This window comes from Sphingobacterium athyrii (assembly GCF_003071065.1).
Taxonomy (GTDB): domain Bacteria; phylum Bacteroidota; class Bacteroidia; order Sphingobacteriales; family Sphingobacteriaceae; genus Sphingobacterium; species Sphingobacterium athyrii.
Genome location: NZ_QCXX01000003.1, coordinates 727,498 through 744,609 on the forward strand (window position 1 = coordinate 727,498; position 17,112 = coordinate 744,609).

General features: G+C 38.3%; 17 protein-coding genes. 2 read left to right on the forward strand and 15 right to left on the reverse strand.

Annotation, left to right across the window (positions count from 1 at the left end):
• The first annotated feature begins 7 nt into the window (after window positions 1-7).
• Both DCO56_RS13845 and DCO56_RS13850 read left to right on the forward strand, forming a co-directional pair.
• Complete coding sequence (locus DCO56_RS13845) at window positions 8-1,369, forward strand: RagB/SusD family nutrient uptake outer membrane protein (RefSeq protein ID WP_108634348.1); 1,362 nt, start codon at window positions 8-10, stop codon at window positions 1,367-1,369.
• Between the two features lie 35 nt (window positions 1,370-1,404).
• On the forward strand, window positions 1,405-3,885 hold the full coding sequence (locus DCO56_RS13850; RefSeq protein ID WP_219929390.1) for an alpha/beta hydrolase family protein: 2,481 nt from the start codon (window positions 1,405-1,407) through the stop codon (window positions 3,883-3,885).
• 17 nt (window positions 3,886-3,902) lie between these two features.
• On the opposite strand, the gene DCO56_RS13855 is transcribed toward DCO56_RS13850, so the two are convergent.
• The 15 genes from DCO56_RS13855 to DCO56_RS13925 form a co-directional block, all read right to left on the reverse strand.
• Complete coding sequence (locus DCO56_RS13855; RefSeq protein ID WP_108634350.1) at window positions 3,903-4,151, reverse strand: DUF6520 family protein; 249 nt, start codon at window positions 4,149-4,151, stop codon at window positions 3,903-3,905.
• Between the two features lie 26 nt (window positions 4,152-4,177).
• A complete protein-coding gene (locus DCO56_RS13860) occupies window positions 4,178-5,716 on the reverse strand; it encodes a MauE/DoxX family redox-associated membrane protein (RefSeq protein ID WP_219929391.1) in 1,539 nt (512 codons plus the stop codon).
• Between the two features lie 171 nt (window positions 5,717-5,887).
• Window positions 5,888-6,646, reverse strand: a complete 759-nt coding sequence (locus DCO56_RS13865) for a helix-turn-helix domain-containing protein (RefSeq protein WP_108634352.1) — start codon at window positions 6,644-6,646, stop codon at window positions 5,888-5,890.
• 281 nt (window positions 6,647-6,927) lie between these two features.
• Window positions 6,928-7,404, reverse strand: a complete 477-nt coding sequence (locus DCO56_RS13870; protein WP_108634353.1) for a DUF3872 domain-containing protein — start codon at window positions 7,402-7,404, stop codon at window positions 6,928-6,930.
• Between the two features lie 15 nt (window positions 7,405-7,419).
• Window positions 7,420-7,977, reverse strand: coding sequence for a conjugal transfer protein TraO (locus DCO56_RS13875; protein ID WP_108634354.1), 558 nt, complete (start codon window positions 7,975-7,977; stop codon window positions 7,420-7,422).
• A gap of 11 nt (window positions 7,978-7,988) precedes the next feature.
• Entirely contained in the window at window positions 7,989-8,873 is an 885-nt protein-coding gene (gene traN, locus DCO56_RS13880; RefSeq protein ID WP_108634355.1) for a conjugative transposon protein TraN, read from the reverse strand.
• Between the two features lie 25 nt (window positions 8,874-8,898).
• Complete coding sequence (traM, locus tag DCO56_RS13885) at window positions 8,899-10,233, reverse strand: conjugative transposon protein TraM (protein WP_108634356.1); 1,335 nt, start codon at window positions 10,231-10,233, stop codon at window positions 8,899-8,901.
• A complete protein-coding gene (locus DCO56_RS13890; RefSeq protein ID WP_108634357.1) occupies window positions 10,214-10,495 on the reverse strand; it encodes a nitrogen regulatory IIA protein in 282 nt (93 codons plus the stop codon). Before DCO56_RS13890 ends, traM begins: the two co-directional genes overlap by 20 nt.
• Before the next feature lie 60 nt (window positions 10,496-10,555).
• Complete coding sequence (gene traK / locus DCO56_RS13895; RefSeq protein WP_108634358.1) at window positions 10,556-11,179, reverse strand: conjugative transposon protein TraK; 624 nt, start codon at window positions 11,177-11,179, stop codon at window positions 10,556-10,558.
• A 2-nt stretch (window positions 11,180-11,181) separates the two neighbouring features.
• The gene (traJ, locus tag DCO56_RS13900; RefSeq protein WP_108634359.1) at window positions 11,182-12,198 is read right to left on the reverse strand and encodes a conjugative transposon protein TraJ; all 1,017 of its coding nucleotides are present in this window, start codon (window positions 12,196-12,198) and stop codon (window positions 11,182-11,184) included.
• 15 nt (window positions 12,199-12,213) lie between these two features.
• A complete protein-coding gene (locus DCO56_RS13905; RefSeq protein ID WP_108634360.1) occupies window positions 12,214-12,846 on the reverse strand; it encodes a DUF4141 domain-containing protein in 633 nt (210 codons plus the stop codon).
• A gap of 30 nt (window positions 12,847-12,876) precedes the next feature.
• Window positions 12,877-15,390, reverse strand: a complete 2,514-nt coding sequence (locus DCO56_RS13910) for a TraG family conjugative transposon ATPase (protein WP_108634361.1) — start codon at window positions 15,388-15,390, stop codon at window positions 12,877-12,879.
• A complete protein-coding gene (locus DCO56_RS13915) occupies window positions 15,387-15,716 on the reverse strand; it encodes a DUF4133 domain-containing protein (RefSeq protein WP_108634362.1) in 330 nt (109 codons plus the stop codon). Before DCO56_RS13915 ends, DCO56_RS13910 begins: the two co-directional genes overlap by 4 nt.
• Window positions 15,717-15,726: 10 nt before the next feature.
• Complete coding sequence (locus tag DCO56_RS13920; protein ID WP_108634363.1) at window positions 15,727-16,035, reverse strand: DUF4134 domain-containing protein; 309 nt, start codon at window positions 16,033-16,035, stop codon at window positions 15,727-15,729.
• Between the two features lie 195 nt (window positions 16,036-16,230).
• On the reverse strand, window positions 16,231-17,022 hold the full coding sequence (locus tag DCO56_RS13925; protein ID WP_108634364.1) for a hypothetical protein: 792 nt from the start codon (window positions 17,020-17,022) through the stop codon (window positions 16,231-16,233).
• Window positions 17,023-17,112: the final 90 nt, after the last annotated feature.

Here is a 17,112-nt window from a genome sequence, read left to right on the forward strand (position 1 = left end):
TTTAAAAATGAAAACATCATATTTTATCATACTTATTATTACAACATTCTTAATTATTTCTTGCGAGAAATTAATTGATGTCGATATACCAGATAATCAGATCGACAAGGAATCGGTATTCAAGGACACTCAGACAGCCAATGCTGCATTAGCTGCCTTGTATGCTGATATAATGAAAAGCTCTCCCATTGCTGGTGGTGATCTAGAAACCTATTTAAGTAGCTATACTGATGAATTGGATAACTATACGACGGCCGCATCTGACGTTAGAGACATTTTTCTGAACCAGCAGATCGATACCAATGGCATAGTATACAATGTTTGGGCGAGTGCTTATAAAAATATTTATACGGCGAATTCCATATTAGAAGGCGTACAAGGCTCAAATGGTATAAGTCCATCGGATAAGAAATATTTACGAGGTGAGGCATTGCTAATAAGGAGCATTATGTTCTTTTACCTCAACCAGCTCTATGGGGATATACCTTATCCGCAATCTACAGATTATAACATCAATAATATCCTTTATAAAACAACCTACACCCAAGTACTATCAAATATAGAGCAAGACCTACTTGAAGTATCCACCCTACTTCAAAATGATTATAGGAGCAGTGAACGAATTTACCCGAATAGAATAGTGGCAAGATTGGTTCTTGCTAAGGTATATATGGCAAGACATGAATGGGATAAAGCAGAAAACACACTGAAAGAAATCGTACAAAGTCCGATATATCAGATAGAACCAGATGTTACCAAGGTTTTTCAAAAAACTGGAAAGCATATCTTATGGCAGCTTAAACCTAATAACAATCTATCTTTGAGGCAGGCTTCCATTTACTATTTTATCAACGCATCACCTTCAACTTATGCTTTATCCTCAAGATTAATTAATTCTTTCGCAAATGATGATTTGCGAAAACAGAAATGGATGGCATCTGTAACATTCAATGGAATAACCTACTTCAGAGCTGAGAAATATAAAAACCGTGGTGGGAACAATATGACCGAATATTCGATTATATTCAGGTTAGAAGAAGCGTATTTGTTATTGGCAGAAGCACTCGCTCAGCAAGATAAAGTAGCAGAGGCACTACCCTATATAAACAGAACAAGACAACGGGCTCAGCTTCCACTTTTAACATTACCTATAACAAAAAATATATTGCTGGATGAAATTCTGTTAGAAGATAAACGGGAATTTTTCACTGAAATGGGACACCGCTTTCTGGATTTAAAGAGAACTGGTAAACTGAATATGCTTCAGACTACCAAGCCTAATTGGAAAGATTTTCATCAGCTATGGCCTATTCCACAGAAAGAGATTCTACTTAACGTGAACCTCAAACCCCAAAACACTGGCTACTGATGATACAGAATTTATTGAAATTAATATTACTTCAGATGGGGTTAGTTTTAGTGTCGGCCAAGAATCAGGAAGATACTATAAATAGTTGGAGAGCAAAATTCGCTTCATTGTCAAATCTAGTGTACCAATCAAAGGATGCTAACTGGATTGCTATTAAAAAAATTAGCAAACTGAGCACTGACAGTATTTTTGTAATAAATGCGAAAAACCATGGCAAAACAGTGCACAGGATAATGAATGCGCAACTTCTTTTTTTAAATGAAGAAGGAGTACTGGGACAAAATGAACAAAAAGCATTGTTTCTTAATCTTACTACTGGTGACACCTTTCATTTTAATAATGTAATAAAAACTTATATTCTAGAAGATCTTAGTAGGTATGCATTATTATTCAAAGATCGTCGTCTTAAAATTTATAACTCTTCGGGAAAAATGCTTCTTGAAATAACTGATGTTGAAGACTTGCCACTATCCGATTCTAGAAACACATTATTTTTTAAAAATCAAAAGGATGGAAAAAATCAAGTAATTGCAGCTAATGGCGGGCAGAATAAAGTTGTTTATTCAACTGAAAACAAGATTAGAAAAATACAACTAATTTCCTCCGGAAAACAGCTAATTATTACAGAAGCAACTACATCAAAAGAACAGGATAGATTGATAATCTTTGATACCCAAAGTTCAGGCAAAAAGTTGCTGGATCTGGATATTCCTAAGAAGTCAATTGTTAAGCTTTCAGAAATACAAGATGGAGAATCTTTCCTCATCGGCGCGAGAGTAGAATCTGACGAATCAAATGATCCACTTGTTGAAGTTTGGTACGGAAATGATTCCTACGTTAATGAGCACTTTATGAGATTCAATGAGCAAAAGTTCTGGTTATGGAAGCCAAAAAGCAGCAAATTACAAGCGATAGAAGTACCTAAAAATAATGAGGTCAGTTCTCTTAACAATGATCGGTATTTTATGACCTACCCTCCTCGCAAAGGACATAATTTTATTACTAGCGAACCTGAATTGAATGAGGCCAAAGTTTATGATCTGAAATTAAATACCTTAAATGATTTAGGAAATTTAAAATTAGTAAAACGAATAGGTAAGGAATGGCCCTTATTGCTTAATCATGAAATTTTCTGCTCAGCAGACGGAAAATGGTTTTTAGCCAGCAAAGATGGTGTTAAATGGATTTTGTATAACTGTAATGGTAAAATAGAATACTTGATCGATAAAACAGGCTTAGAGCAGCCTGTATTCTCCAAAAATGGCTATTACATTTATTTTGAGAGCGGTGATGATCTCTGGATTTTTAATATCAAACAAAAAATATTGACCGCTGCGGGTATCGGAAAGGAAAAAATGACCAAGATTACAAATTATGTCTCTATTAGAAATAAACATACAATGGCTTCTTTTTTACCTACAGATTGTATTTTAGTCGAAACACTAGATAGAGATCAAAATGTAATTTCGTACAAATTGTTTGATTCTGGAAAATGGAAGCAGATCATACCGCCAACAGAAAATAGACTTACTAATAATAGTTTGATCTATAATCCAGACATGACGTCCTTTTATACACTGGAAGAGAATTATAATCTGCCGCCAACACTCTACAGCTATGATACAAGAGGACAAAAGCTCACGCTTTTTGATGGCAATATTCGAGATAATGGGGCAAAAAGGATAAGACAAGAAATTTACAGCTATTCAGCCGTAGGAAAGAACCTTAACGGGATTTTATATTATCCAACTAATTTCAATTCAAAGAAAAAGTATCCAATGGTGGTTCGAATTTATGATATGCAACGTCATATTTCTAATGATTATCTTTCCCCCAATAAGATGATGCCTGAGGGCTTTCAAATAAGAACCTTGCTAGAGCGGGGATATTTTGTTTACTTACCGGACACTACGGTAGGTGAAAATGGTCCCGGGATTTCGGCTCTGGAATGTGTGCACAATGCTTTGGATGTTGTACTGAAAAACCCTAATATTGACCAAAGTAAAATTGGTTTGTGTGGTCAGTCTTATGGAGGCTATAAAACCAATTTTATAGCCACGCACTCCAATCGTTTCGCTGCTTTCATTTCAGGTGCCGGGATTAGTGATAATATCCGTGATTTTTATTCATATAACTATGCATGGAATAAACCGTTATATTTTATTTATAATACAGTATATCAGATGAACACTACTGTTTCTGCGGATATGGAAAGATACATAAAAAATAACCCCATATTAAATGTTGAAAAAGTAAATGCCCCGATACTATTATGGGCTGGTAAAAATGATAGAATTGTTCCATGGGACCAGACAATGGAGTTTTATATAGGGCTTAGGCGCTATAATAAGGACGTTATAGCTCTATTTTATAAAAATGGAAACCATTCGTTTATGAATGAAACACCAGAAGAAATAGATGCAAGTACAAAAGTATTGAACTGGTGGGACTATTTTTTAAAGGGTAAACAAGATCTACCCTGGATAGTCAAACTAATGAAGAAGGATGCCCTATAGGCATCCTTCTTACTTCCTTAATTACTTCTGCTAAGTTCAAACGAACAAGTTGTCTCGTCAGCACTTTGGAATTTGTACAATTGTGTAACGCCGTCATCATTCAAAGTACAAATTTTTCCAGGTAACTCATTACATTCCTGTTGAACTTCTTCACATTGGCTTCCGTTAATATGGTACGTAGGCATAGCGGTGTTCATTTTGCTACCTGCATAAGCAAACCCAAATCCCATTGCTACAATAAGACCTGGTAATAATAATTTTTTCATGCGATCATAATTTAATTGGTTACTGCCTAATCTGTTACAGGGTTTTCGGCAATCCCCTTTATATCCTCATCCACCGGTGCTTCCTTGAACCACCGATTTCGCTTTTTGTCAAACTTAAATGCACCATCACGTATCCTGTACCGCTGAAGCTCATTTCCAACCAGCACATACATATATCGCCCGTCGGTTATCATCGAAGACATCGCTTTATCTTTCTTATTGCGTATATAGAAACTTCCAATATATCGTTGCTCATCTGTGCTGTAGACATCAATGATCGATGAATTCTTCCAAGAACTCGAAGGTTCATGCTTTCCTTTTAAATTGGAACGGTTGAATATTAGATCATCATAAACGGTAAACCCATTATTGACGCTGAATGGCGGAGCATTCATCTTCGTTCTTCCATCAGATAATCTGGTGACAGATATTTCAGCTCTCTTTGTAGTATCTATCGTGTTGAACCTATTAAGTACGTTCAGATTAGCGTCCATCACAATATACTGGTTCCGGTAAAAGTATGTGTAGACAAGATTGCCAGTTGTTGGCTCAGCACTAAGCACTCCATCCACATCAAATACCCCATCGATCTGTTTTTCCAGAATCGCAGGTTTTAATTCCGTCTTGGGATTCTTCATCAGATCCAATAAGGCTATTGTGTATTGTTTGTCGGTTCTTTTCTGTGTTCTAAGAGCAAATTTCATAGAATCTAAAACACTCAGTTGATTAAAAAAAGCATCGCCATAGCTGATCGTTTGCGCAATAGAATCACCAAGCCTACCTCTGTAAATTACCGGTACATTTCCATCATACAGATAATAATAGGGAGACTTTACCTTTAGCTGAACATTTCTAAAAGGATGATCTATATTATCCAAAGTTATCTTAGTGCGATTGAGGGTTTTCAGAGCTGTATCGACCTTAGTTACATATAGTGGGGTTGTTGCATTTCCAAGATAAATACTGCCATCGGCTATTCCCGCAAAATAATAGGAATTCACACCCAAATCTATAATTTTATCGCCGAAAATTGGATGCTGCAAAAACCTCCGTGTAAAGTTGTTTTCTTTTTTTATAATGTGTTCCGAACGCAAAAAAAGAACAAGCACAACACCACTGCTAATGGCAACACTGGCTATAGCAATCCAAACCGGACGGAATAATTTCGCATTTGGGTTCTCTTTTCGTTCTTTATATAAAATAGCAACAAATGAAAGGAATACAAAAAACAAATTAAATATCAAATGCTCGGTCCACCCTAATTTTTCTAAAATGCCACCACAGGAACAAGGGATAAAATCACTATAATGCAGTATGATATAAATATAAAAGGTAAATGCGGACATCAGCCCAAGTGCGCCATAAAGCGCCATTTTTTGAGTGTTAGGAAGGCAAAGGCAAATTGCCAAAATAAACTCTACAATTATAACTGCAAAAGAAATGAAACCCGCATAAGCGCTCAGCAATGGGGATTGTGCAAGTTGGACCTGAAAGTTTTCAAAATCCAGCATCTTACTGCCGCCGGCATACATAAAGAGTAAAGCCAACAGAATGCTGACGATCATTACAAAATGTTTCCTTATGTATTTGATTAGCTTCATAATCATTGGCATTGATTATGACAAAATTCGCTAATAAGGGAAATTAAAATATTGCCAATATCAACAACTTTATTCCAATATTAAACTAATATATACCAATTAATAAAGGAAATATACCAAATAGTAAGAATAGTCCTATAGATTTGCTAATCGAGGAATGTTCGTAAGGCTTAACCCATGTCTAACAAAAGCTTTGTACATATTCGCATAATCAAGAAATTTATTCTTAAATGCGACCTCTTTCAGGCTCAGATTAGTAAATATGATATCTCCTACGGCTTCCATCATATTTATTTTTAGTCGAAAGCTATAAAATGCATCACCAAAACAGATTTTACAATCCCGCTGGAACTGGCTGTATGTGTACCCTCTTTTTTCGATAAACTCCTTAACGGTTTGCTTTTCTCCAATCGGGTAAGAATCCAAAATATCCTTAACATACATCACATTTGACGGAACATTCTTTAGCAGGTTCTTTGGTAAGTGAAGATCAATTGCATGCAAAAATCCTTTATTATCATCCTCTTCATGGACGATGCCCACGACAAGATGCATGTTATCATCATCGGTATATCGTAGATGGATGGGAAATATTTCATCGTTAAATGCGGGCATCCGGTTAAATTTCTGTAATATCTGATCGACTGTGCGGTCACTCCCACTTAAATCCAAATTATTATAATGGCAAACATGCTCCTTCTTTATGGCTTCAGGGGGAAGAAGTCCAAGCGTTGATAAAAAGTCAAAATAGTAATCTGCTACAATTTTTAAATGGATGGATAACTCATGTAGATTGGAAAAGAATACCGCAGATTTCACAAAATTAAGATTACAAAAAATAGAGATATTTTGTTTGGCCATTGCATCCAAAAGTGAAAAAATGAAAAAATTCATTACAGCTATAGTTAGTTATCAAATTGAGACCGGATCACAGAATTAGTAAGAATAAGGTTCCATCGAGATTATTAAGTGGTCTATAGTTATATAAAACTAACATTTTTACTCAAAGAAAAAAAATAAATAATATAGAAACTATTCGTAATAGTTTCGTTGCAACTTTTTGTCCGTTGGATGTAACGAAAAAGGACAGCCTTGTGGCTGTCCTATCGCGTATGCTCTCCATCTGGTAGTGTAAGGAATTCGCAATACAAATATTGTATTTTATTTTAATAATGTTATCTAATCGGACCGATAATAATCGGATCGAACTTCTTATTTTTGAACTGCAAAGTAAATTGCTTTTCATTGCCGAAACTATCCGTGATCCACACATCAAAACTTTGCGATACTGTCGATTCGGAGGTGTAATATAGACGAAATTCCTCTTTTTCGATAAGATATGAATCATTAGGAACATAGGGTTTATGGTCATAGTATCTTAACCTTCCATGCCCCTCATTCTGGAAGTAACGTATATAATATTTGTTTCCGAGATAGTTGCCGTTTGCAATAATAGAAATTCTGATTTCTACGGTCTCAAAAATAGCTATTTCTTTAGGAACTGGCATGACTTTAACTTCAAAAGGAAAAACTTCCTGAACATCCAAGGTTTCTTTTTCACAGCCCGTCAAAAAAAGTATACCGAAAATTCCTATAAGCCCAATAAAGAGGCTACCCGCCGAGGTGTGCCATCTGCTGATTAAATTCTTCATATTATTATTTGATTTTCAAAAGTTAAAACGTAGCCCGATTCCCGAAGAGGGTCTGAACCGATCGAAATCACTACCCCATAAGACTTTGATCCTGCCCTGCAGCAGCAAAACAATACAGTCAGTTAGGTAGGTTTCTACGGATAGCCGCCCTCCTGTACCATATACAAACTGATTTCTGTTGCGTAGGATCGCTCCATCCAAAAGTAGGCTGTCACCTTTATTCACAACTTCATACCCCGCCACTCCTGTAAGTCCAAGATTTATAGTAATGAATTTCTTTGGATCGGCCAACAACTGCAAGCTATAACCTATATCCCCAAGATAACTTTCTAGCGGAATAGACCATTGCTTATAGTCTGTCGTCCTTTTTTGATATTCAGTGCCCCAAATCCAGTAGTTGCCATTCCGACCAAAGCTTGTTAGGGTAAGATTTAGATAGAAATTCTTACTTATTTCATTTGTTGCCACTATACCAGTGTTGATTTCAAGGGCTTTCTGTTTATAGATCATTCGTTGAGAATAGCTCTTTACACTCATGATAAAAAGCAATATCACTATTATGTATTTTTTCATTTGTTATGGCTTTAGTTTTTTACATGCAGTTTCATTTCTGACACTGGTTTTGCATTAATAAGATCGGAGTTCCCGATTTCAAGAACTTGATTTCTACCCCCATTTTTTTCATAAAGTTCTATCCTTAATATCTGGTCATCGTTGATCGTGAACTGATCAAGTAAGCTCACATTTGATGCTGAAAAATTATCTGGAATGGATTCGATTTCCGGGTACTGCCGTAGTGGTGGTAATTTTTTCTCTTGAGCAACTGTCCTTTTTGCAATCTGCTTATCAACAATTTTAAACGTGCAAAAATCGATGACAAATGGTACATTTGATTTATTTCTAACCTCGGTATGAAAGTAAAACTTTCCGTTATGCACAAAGAGCCCCTTTAACACAAACTGAATACCGTAGCTTTTAGAAGCAATGTGACGAATGTACCTCTTATTCTGATGGTAGATCGTTTTTAATACCTGCTCCGTTAATGATGGGGGATTGAAACCCAATTCCTCAAACTGCACATTTTTCTCACCACTCCGCTCACCTTCCTTTTGCATTTTTTGTAAGTCGTAGTTCAAAGTAAGCGGATCAGCGCTATAAGTGACATTAAAACTGTAAAATTTTCCATCTTCCGTTATAACACTAAAGTTTGTTTCTTCAACAAAATCTCTGATCGATGCCTTTACGCGCAGAACATTTTGCGCATCTTCCGCCTTTCCGGCAGTCAGATAGTCCGATCCCAGATCGGCATAACGAATCGCAACAGGAAAAATTAAATGTGTTGTTTTATTATAGGTCACCTCAAGACGATAAGGTTCTACCCTACCCACTTCCAAGGACTGCTGTCCGAAACTCTTTACAAATAAGCCTATAAAAAGTATGACAACGAGTATATTCTTTATTACTTGCATGTTTTATTCTTTTTTTTATTAAACATTATTTTTTTGTTACCAGCAAAACTTGATGACCTGCCTTTAAAGTAACCTTGGTAGCACGTAACTTCTTCGAGAAATAACCCGATACACCCTGAATAAGTCCTCTACTTAAATCACCTGCTATCTGCTGACCTGAAGATCTTGACATCGAAATATTCATGCCCGAACTCTGGCTCATGTTAGCGGCAATTTCTCCTGCAGCGTTGATTTCATCTGATCGGGGTACCGATAAACCAATTTGACCGCTCATATCATAGCCGAGTATTTCCACTGGAATAATATTACCATTAACTGCTACCGAAGAAACCTTCAACATTAAGCGATTATCCTGGAATTTAGCACTCGCTTCAAATTCACTACCTTTTGGAACACTTTGCCCAGCAATTATGGCATCTTCCTGCAAACGTAACTTAACAGTTCCTTCAGAGGTAATGGTTTTTGTTTCCAAAATCATTGCCCGGATACTGTTTTTCGAAATATCTCCTCCTATTAGTTTGGAGTCTACAGTAAAAAATCTGTGATGCCGGTCCCCATCCAATCCAGCAAAAAAACTACTGTCATCCGGTTCTCTATAAAGGGCAGATACAATTGTTTTCTCAACTCCCTTTAATTTTGCAACCTGTTCGTTTTTAACCGGACGGATAGTGGAGGAATCTTCTGGTGACGTGGTAACTGTTGTAGTTGTTGGCTGTAAACCAGTCGGAAGGTACTTTGAAGCCATTTCATAGGACTTTTCCATTAATGTCAGTTGATCCTTTAAATTTGGACCTGCAGAAACATCTTTTTCTGAAAGTCTGCTTTCGAGCTGTCCAACTTTTCTCCGCAGCTCCAGCTTTTCACGGTCGTCATCCTGGTAAAATGTACTAAGTGTATTCTGTGCACTTCTGTAACTGTTTAAAGAGTTGTCTCCGTAGCCAGAAATACTGGGATTTCCAACTACAGTCCCCCGATCAGGCGAACTTATTGGATTTTGCGCTATACTGCTATCCCCCCCGCTGTTCCAATAATCCGACAAGGACATTAATGAATTTCTTTTCGCCGCTTCTCTTTCGTCCAATATCTCTTTTTCATATGCCTTTTGCTTATCGGCCTGCAGTCCTTTATCCGTCGCTTCAGGAACAGCATTTTTTAATCCCGTGTCCTTGCCTTCTTCCCTGGAATCTTTCGGCTTGAAAATCAAATAAAGACAGGCTATGAAAACAATTCCCATAAGACCAAAGATCAAAGGCTTTTTGAGTTTGTCAACTTTTGATCTACCATCAATTGAACTCGAATTATCTGTTGTATTTCCGTCATCGACAATAAGACTTATGCGTTTATTCTCTTTCTCTTCCATTATTGTAATTTTTATTATTAATCAATGTGTCCTTTCTCAAAGCGTCATCGCCAATAGAAGGAGATTGGATGTGGCTTACTTCAATATGCCTATCTTCCTTGCCTAAGTCGTAACAGACCTTTACAAGAACACCGATACCCAGTGTGAGGTAACAAGCAAATAGAATAATGACATACCTGCATTGTGTCTTCAGTGGCAGTGCCTGCCATCTGTTATCGAGTCTTTCTAACTCGCTTTCTATCGTATTTCTAAAATTTTTCATAGTATTTCTCTGTTTGAAACAAATCCCTTAGCTAGATCTTTCTTTCCTCTACTATTTGTCTTAGCGTTCAATCACTTCTTCGTCCTTGTTAGATAGTACCCCGAATTTCAAAATCTGGAATCCCTGAGGGTTACTATCGGAACGAACACTGTTCAAAAGTGAGCATGACGTGACCAAGCTCCTTCGGGTCAGATTACTCGACCTGATAATAAACTGTTTTGCGTAAGTGGTTACTGCATACGGGTACGTACTAAAATTGCACACAACGCTATCAACCTCAATCCGCTGCTGCACATTACCGGAGATAATCCTATTGTAATATCCCTTCTCAGATAAATCCCGGTAATAATCAAATGCACTTTTATCTGCTAGATCAAAAGCTCGCTTCATATTGCTTTCTATAGCAGACTTATCTGGGGCAAGGGTAAAAAAAAGCTCGTGAAACCTTCTGACATGTTCCCTGGCCTCCACAGGTCTGTTGACGGCAGCATCTTGGGATAAAGCCAGCATTAGTGATTTCCCTTGATCCAAGACGTAGATCTTTTCACGTTGTTCCTTCGCAAATGAATAAGACTTCCATATCGCAAAACCAGTCAACCCCAGGCACATTATGGCAAAAACAATTGCATATAATCTGATTTGCTTAAAGCTGTTTTCAATATTTCTTAAGGTCTTGAACTCCATTTTTAATTAGATTTTTGATTTCCTTTATTTCCCATCAGTTCACCGCTAACTTGACCAAGCGCCGCACCTGCTCCCGCAGCCGCAACATTTCCGCTTCGCATAGCCATCTGACTCACATTTCTGGTGAAGTTGCCCGCTCCCCCGGCTTGAATAATCCACCCGGTCACAGTTGGTATCGTGAAGTAGCCCACAATTCCAATGATCATAAAGATGACATACACTGTATTGCTGGTATCGGGAATGAACGTCGGGTCATTGAGCATTTCGATATCCCGTTCCAATATCAGTGATTGTATTTTTGCTAGCATGGCACTGAACATATCGGCGACGGGTAACCATAAGTAAACACTTATATATCTTGTCAGCCATTGGCTTAAGGTACTCTGAAAACCGTCCCAAACCGATATCGCAAAGGCTATGGGTCCCAGTATCGAAAGTACGATCAGGAAGAAAGTCCGTATCGTATCGACGACCAGAGCCGCCGCTTGAAAGAGGATTTCCAAAAGTTCCCGAAGCCACTTTTTTGTTGCCTGCTCCATATTGTAGGCCGTCCTGTCCATGTACATTCCTGCCATCGTCACCAGATCGTTAGGAGCCCAGCCCAAGTCTTCGAGCTTTTTGTCGAACTCTTCATTATTGACCAGATAGGCAGTCTCCGGATTTCTGAGCACCGCTTCCTTTTCAAGTATATCTTTCTGCTGTTGTAATTTATTAAGGTCCAGCACCTGACTATCGAGCATGCTATGTGTGCCTTTTACAACAGGACTCAAAACCGCGTTAATCGTACCCAATACGATAGTGGGAAAAAACATTATACATAGTCCGATCGCAAAGGGTCTGAGCAGAGGAAAAACATCGATGGGCTCCGCTCTGCTCAATGCCTGCCATACTTTTAATGCGACATAAAACAAAGCCCCCAGTCCTGCTACTCCCTTTGCCACCGTTGCCATTGTTGCCGACATCGGCAACATCTCGTCGTAGAGCCCCCGAAGGAGCTCGTGTAGGTTATTAAACTCCATAATTTTTCTTTTGATTTACCAGTATTTTTGGCCTGCGGTTCCGTACAGCTCCATTACTCTTTTTGTATTGTTCTGCTTTTTGGCTCGAAGAATACTGACCGAAATGTTCTTACTCGTATAGTATCGAACAAGGCTGTGGTATTCTTTAACTTCCTTGTATACTCGGTCGATAATTTCCATTCTTTCTTTATCATTTAGGGATAGGCTGCTTGAAGTGATAATCTGTTTTAGATCTTTCAAAAGCTGTGTACTCTCATTTAGTAAGGCGGAATACCCATTCCCAATCGCCATCAGTTCATCAGCTGAAAAGTTTTTGTCATTCAACATTTTCCCGAAATTGTTAACATACATATCACTGACGTCCCCGACCAGTAAAACTGTTTGCTGAACCTTTCGTGCATCTTTCACCAGATTGTTGACCGCTTTCAGTTTATCGTAGTATTCTTTTCCCTGCTCGTAGACTTTCTTGACTTCGTTGAAATTCTTAACAACGTTAGAGACCGTATTAGAAGTCTGCACAATTTCGTTTGCGGAATTTAAAATTCCTGATGCTAGGTTTGTTGGGTCGGTTACGACCCACTGCGCATTTGCTCTTTGTGAAACGGCTAATGTTAAAACCATTACCACTGTGATAACAAAATTTTTCATTTTCTAAATTTTTAGGATTGATTAAATAGTTTAGTTCTCTTCTTTTGATAGTCCCTTGATCCTTCGTAAGGATATTTTTTTGATTGCTCCTTCAACATCACCTCCCAACTCATGAGCAAGATTCATTACCTCCATTTTTTCGGATTCTTCCGTAGTATAGGCCAGATATTCTTGCTGGCTAACTTCCGTTGCATAAACAGCGGAATGCGTTCCTCCCAGCCCGATCCAGACTTCCTTGTAAAGTCGCGTGGGGTCATTATCCTGGTTTATGCTTAATATCTGAGACTTTTCTCTTTCGGTCAGACCGAGCATTTTCTGGATGTCGTCGAATTTGTTGGCGTATTTGCGTTGATCAAGTAAAATCTTACAGTCTGAATTATTGATAATACTTTCACGTACAATGGGCGAATGAATGATATCGTCTACCTCCTGCGTTACCACCACCGCTTCGCCAAAGAATTTTCTAACGGTTTTAAATAAATACTTCAGATACTCCGCCATCCCCTCCTTTGCAATAGCTTTCCACGCCTCTTCTATCAGAATCATCTTTCGTATACCTTTCAGTCTGCGCATCTTATTGATGAAGACTTCCATAATAATGATCGTCACCACCGGAAAAAGAATCTTATGATCCTTTATCGCATCAATTTCGAACACAATGAAGCGCTTATTAAGCAGATCAAGCTCTTTTTCGGAGTTCAGCAAATAGTCGTATTCCCCTCCACGATAGTAAGGTTCCAATACATTCAGGAAGTTTGCTAGGTCAAAATCTTTTTCCCGGACTTCCTTCTCCTGAAGTACCTTTTTATAGTCCCCTTTGACGTATTCATAAAACCCGTTAAAACAAGGAACCTCTACTGTGTTTTTTATCCGGTCGATGTAACCTGAAACTGCATTTGATAAGGCAACTTCCTCGCTGCGTTTTGGAGCTTCGTCGTCTCGCTTCCATAAGGTGAGGATCAACGTTTTAATACTTTCTCTTTTTTCAATATCGAAGACATTATCTTCCGTAAAGAAAGGATTGAATGAAATCGGATTCTCTTCCGTATAGGTGAAGTAAATTCCATCCTGTCCTTTTGTTTTCCCGTTTATAAGCTCACATAACCCTTGATATGAATTACCAGTATCCACCAGCAGCACGTGTGTTCCTTGTTCATAGTATTGGCGAACCATATGGTTGGTAAAGAACGACTTCCCAGAGCCGGAAGGACCCAATATGAATTTATTCCGATTGGTAATAATTCCCTTTTTCATGGGCAGGTCGCTGATATCTACATGAATCGGCTTGCCGGTTAGACGATCCGCCAGCTTAATCCCAAATGGTGATAGCGAACTTTGATAGTTGGTCTCTTCGGTAAAGAAACAGAGTGCAGGTTCAATGAATGTATAGAACGATTCCTCTGCTGGAAAATCTCCTGCGTTACCCGGAATTCCTGCCCAAAACAGTGTTGCGGCATCTACAGTATTATGTCTTGGTTTACACTCCATCAATGCAAGTGCGCTTCCAACATCATTTTTAATATGTCGCAATTCTTCTCGATCTTCGGACCACGCCAATACATTAAAATGTGCACGGATAGAGGGTGAACCAAAAGAGTGTGCTTCATTTAAATATTTTTCAATCCACTCCTTATTGATCTGATTCGACCTGCTATATCTAGCAAGTGAGTGCATATTACGTGCGGATTTCTCGAACCTTCTGAGATTCTCTGCACTATTGTCAATAAACAGGAATTGATTATAGATATGATCACAATTGAGCATCAAGCCTACCGGACTTGCAAAAGAAAGCATACAGTCACTTCTATCAGTTGATAACCTATCATACCGTTGCGATTCGGACACTGATCCCGGCAGATCGTCGGTATCAGATAAAGTATGAAGAACCATTCTCTTGTTTCCGATACGAAGTTCCTCTGCACCCAGGGCAAGATCCTGTAAGGTCGATTCTTTCTGCCGCGATAAAGTAAAATAATTCTCCAGTAAGCCAGATTGGTCACCTGATCCCAAAATATCACTTTCTCCAAGCTGGTTCATTTTTATATGCCCGCTATCGTTTACAATCCTTTGAAATTGTGATACGACTTCTATAAAACGGCGCACCCCTTCTTTATCCTTGATTTCTTTGGGAATTAGATTCCCCTTACATAGACTGCTGAAATTGCTCTGCATGCGCATTCGATCTTTCGTGGTCTTCGTGATAAAAACATAGCAATAGTGATTCAAAAAGGGGCGTTCATTAAAATGCCGCTGAAATGATCGTGAAAGGAAACTGTGCTCCTCCCCTTCAAGATCCGGCTGGTATTGTTCCTTGAGGTACCAGTCCTGCTTATGCACAATACTATAATCAGGCAAAGTCTTCATTGCTTTGCTCCAAGATGAATGTATAGACTCATACACACTTGATGCAACAGTAAAGAGTTCTGGAAGATAGACTTGAAAGCAAACAGAAATATCGCCTTCTTTGGAAATGATACAATTATTCTCGACAACCAAAAGAGGAAATCTGCTCTCTAGCGTAGTAGCTTTACTCACATTTCTCATCTCACTTTGTTTTTATTGTTTAACCTTAAACAGTATTGTATCGACCGACGGCTGATGATATATTGAGGATGGCTCCTTTTTGCACCAAGTTTCATAAGACCATGCTCACCATATTTTGTATTGAGTGAGAAAGTCTTCCAGATAATGACCGATGCGGCTGTAATTCCGAAAGTAAGGCAGAGATACATGTGTGTATTGGCCATATAGAGGATCATCACCAGAATAAGCACCGTCAACAGTCCACCAGCAAACATAAACAGGTACTGAGCCTTTAACCCCTTGAACTCTACAGTCCTTCCTATTCCTTTATTGATATTGTATTTCATAGCAATATTTTTATAGAAAGAATGAACGTAGAATTGTTGCTGCAACAATTAGGAAAATACATGCTCCAAACCAGCTAGCCGCAGTCTTACTCGTATCAGGGTCTCCTGATGAAAATTTGTTATACACTTTCACACCACCAATTAACCCTACGACCGCTCCAATCGCATAGATCAGTTTTGTTGCCGGATCAAAGTAGGATGTCACCATTTGCGTAGCCTCCTGAATACCCGCAGTTCCATTTCCCTGACCAAAGAGCACATTCGAAAAGAGAATCCCAACAGCAACCAACATCAATTTTTTTTGTCTTCGATTTTTCATGTTTCATTACATTTTTTAGTTCGTAATACCCGCATCTACGGGCTTGGAAACAAAGGTGTTGCAGGATAGAAGAGTTATAGGGACAAGTGGTATGTTGTGTGCTAAACTTGCCGGAGTTTTCCTAATGGGAACGATAGATCAGGCATAAAAAAACCGCCAAACTTTTAAAGCTTGGCGGTTTGTGCCTGTATTATATTACATCTTTCTTCCCCGCTTCTTCTCGGGCAGATTATTATTCTCTTTAATGGTATTCTTAGTGGGTTGTTTCGATCTGTTTTCAGCGATCAGTTCGTCTATTCCCGACTTATTCCAGGGAATAATCTCAGCCTTAAACTCCAGCTTTAGTCCAATGCCTTTCAGATCATCGGTTTCCGGATAGCCGTTTCTACGGTTCCAACCAACCGGATCAAGCACCTTCACATCCGGTATTTCAATTAACAATAATTTTTTTGGGTATTCCGTCATATTCTCCCAGTCAGGATTTACCAGCTCATGAGTCTTGGGATCATATGGAAAAATATAAGAGTTACTCTCTAAAACATAATAGTCGTCAAGATCCGCAAAACGAATACCCATTGTAGAAAAATCGTCCTTTGGTCTTAAAAGATCAATCCTTGCATCCGCGTAAAAAGTCTGTCCCGCTAAATCAATAGTGGGTAAATGACCATGATCCAGTCGTTTTTTCAATAAATCCTGGTCAACCATCACATCAAAATCAGTTGATGATTTAAGCTCCTCCAATGTCTTTTCATATTTCCTGGCCATTCCATCGGGGTCTAAGGCAACAAATGGTGGAAGCAGAATTTCCAAGGTCTTTCCAGTAGCTTTATCAAAATGATCAAATGCATATCCGGCATCACCAAGATCATTCATGAAATACAGGGGATAAGAATTTTCAGGATTAGCTTTTTCCCGCAATTCATTTTTATCAACATCCACAATAAACTCAACTCCTTGAGTGGTGTAGATCGGTAGTTCCTTTTCCATAGCTCTTACATTTTAATATTTTTATATCTGTAAGCTAATCTCATTGGAAACATACATATCCGGACAAAATGAGAACATTGAAATACTAAT

Bases quoted from the DNA above. Each gene is read 5' to 3' on its own strand.
- traJ (WP_108634359.1), bottom strand. From the start codon at position 12,198: ATGGAGTTTAATAACCTACACGAGCTCCTTCGGGGGCTCTACGACGAG.
- DCO56_RS13850 (WP_219929390.1), top strand. From the start codon at position 1,405: ATGGGGTTAGTTTTAGTGTCGGCCAAGAATCAGGAAGATACTATAAAT.
- traN (WP_108634355.1), bottom strand. From the start codon at position 8,873: ATGCAAGTAATAAAGAATATACTCGTTGTCATACTTTTTATAGGCTTA.
- DCO56_RS13925 (WP_108634364.1), bottom strand. From the start codon at position 17,022: ATGGAAAAGGAACTACCGATCTACACCACTCAAGGAGTTGAGTTTATT.
- DCO56_RS13890 (WP_108634357.1), bottom strand. From the start codon at position 10,495: ATGAAAAATTTTAGAAATACGATAGAAAGCGAGTTAGAAAGACTCGAT.
- traM (WP_108634356.1), bottom strand. From the start codon at position 10,233: ATGGAAGAGAAAGAGAATAAACGCATAAGTCTTATTGTCGATGACGGA.
- DCO56_RS13875 (WP_108634354.1), bottom strand. From the start codon at position 7,977: ATGAAAAAATACATAATAGTGATATTGCTTTTTATCATGAGTGTAAAG.
- DCO56_RS13905 (WP_108634360.1), bottom strand. From the start codon at position 12,846: ATGAAAAATTTTGTTATCACAGTGGTAATGGTTTTAACATTAGCCGTT.
- DCO56_RS13910 (WP_108634361.1), bottom strand. From the start codon at position 15,390: ATGAGAAATGTGAGTAAAGCTACTACGCTAGAGAGCAGATTTCCTCTT.
- DCO56_RS13865 (WP_108634352.1), bottom strand. From the start codon at position 6,646: ATGAATTTTTTCATTTTTTCACTTTTGGATGCAATGGCCAAACAAAAT.
- DCO56_RS13860 (WP_219929391.1), bottom strand. From the start codon at position 5,716: ATGATCGTCAGCATTCTGTTGGCTTTACTCTTTATGTATGCCGGCGGC.
- traK (WP_108634358.1), bottom strand. From the start codon at position 11,179: ATGGAGTTCAAGACCTTAAGAAATATTGAAAACAGCTTTAAGCAAATC.
- DCO56_RS13845 (WP_108634348.1), top strand. From the start codon at position 8: ATGAAAACATCATATTTTATCATACTTATTATTACAACATTCTTAATT.
- DCO56_RS13855 (WP_108634350.1), bottom strand. From the start codon at position 4,151: ATGAAAAAATTATTATTACCAGGTCTTATTGTAGCAATGGGATTTGGG.
- DCO56_RS13915 (WP_108634362.1), bottom strand. From the start codon at position 15,716: ATGAAATACAATATCAATAAAGGAATAGGAAGGACTGTAGAGTTCAAG.
- DCO56_RS13870 (WP_108634353.1), bottom strand. From the start codon at position 7,404: ATGAAGAATTTAATCAGCAGATGGCACACCTCGGCGGGTAGCCTCTTT.
- DCO56_RS13920 (WP_108634363.1), bottom strand. From the start codon at position 16,035: ATGAAAAATCGAAGACAAAAAAAATTGATGTTGGTTGCTGTTGGGATT.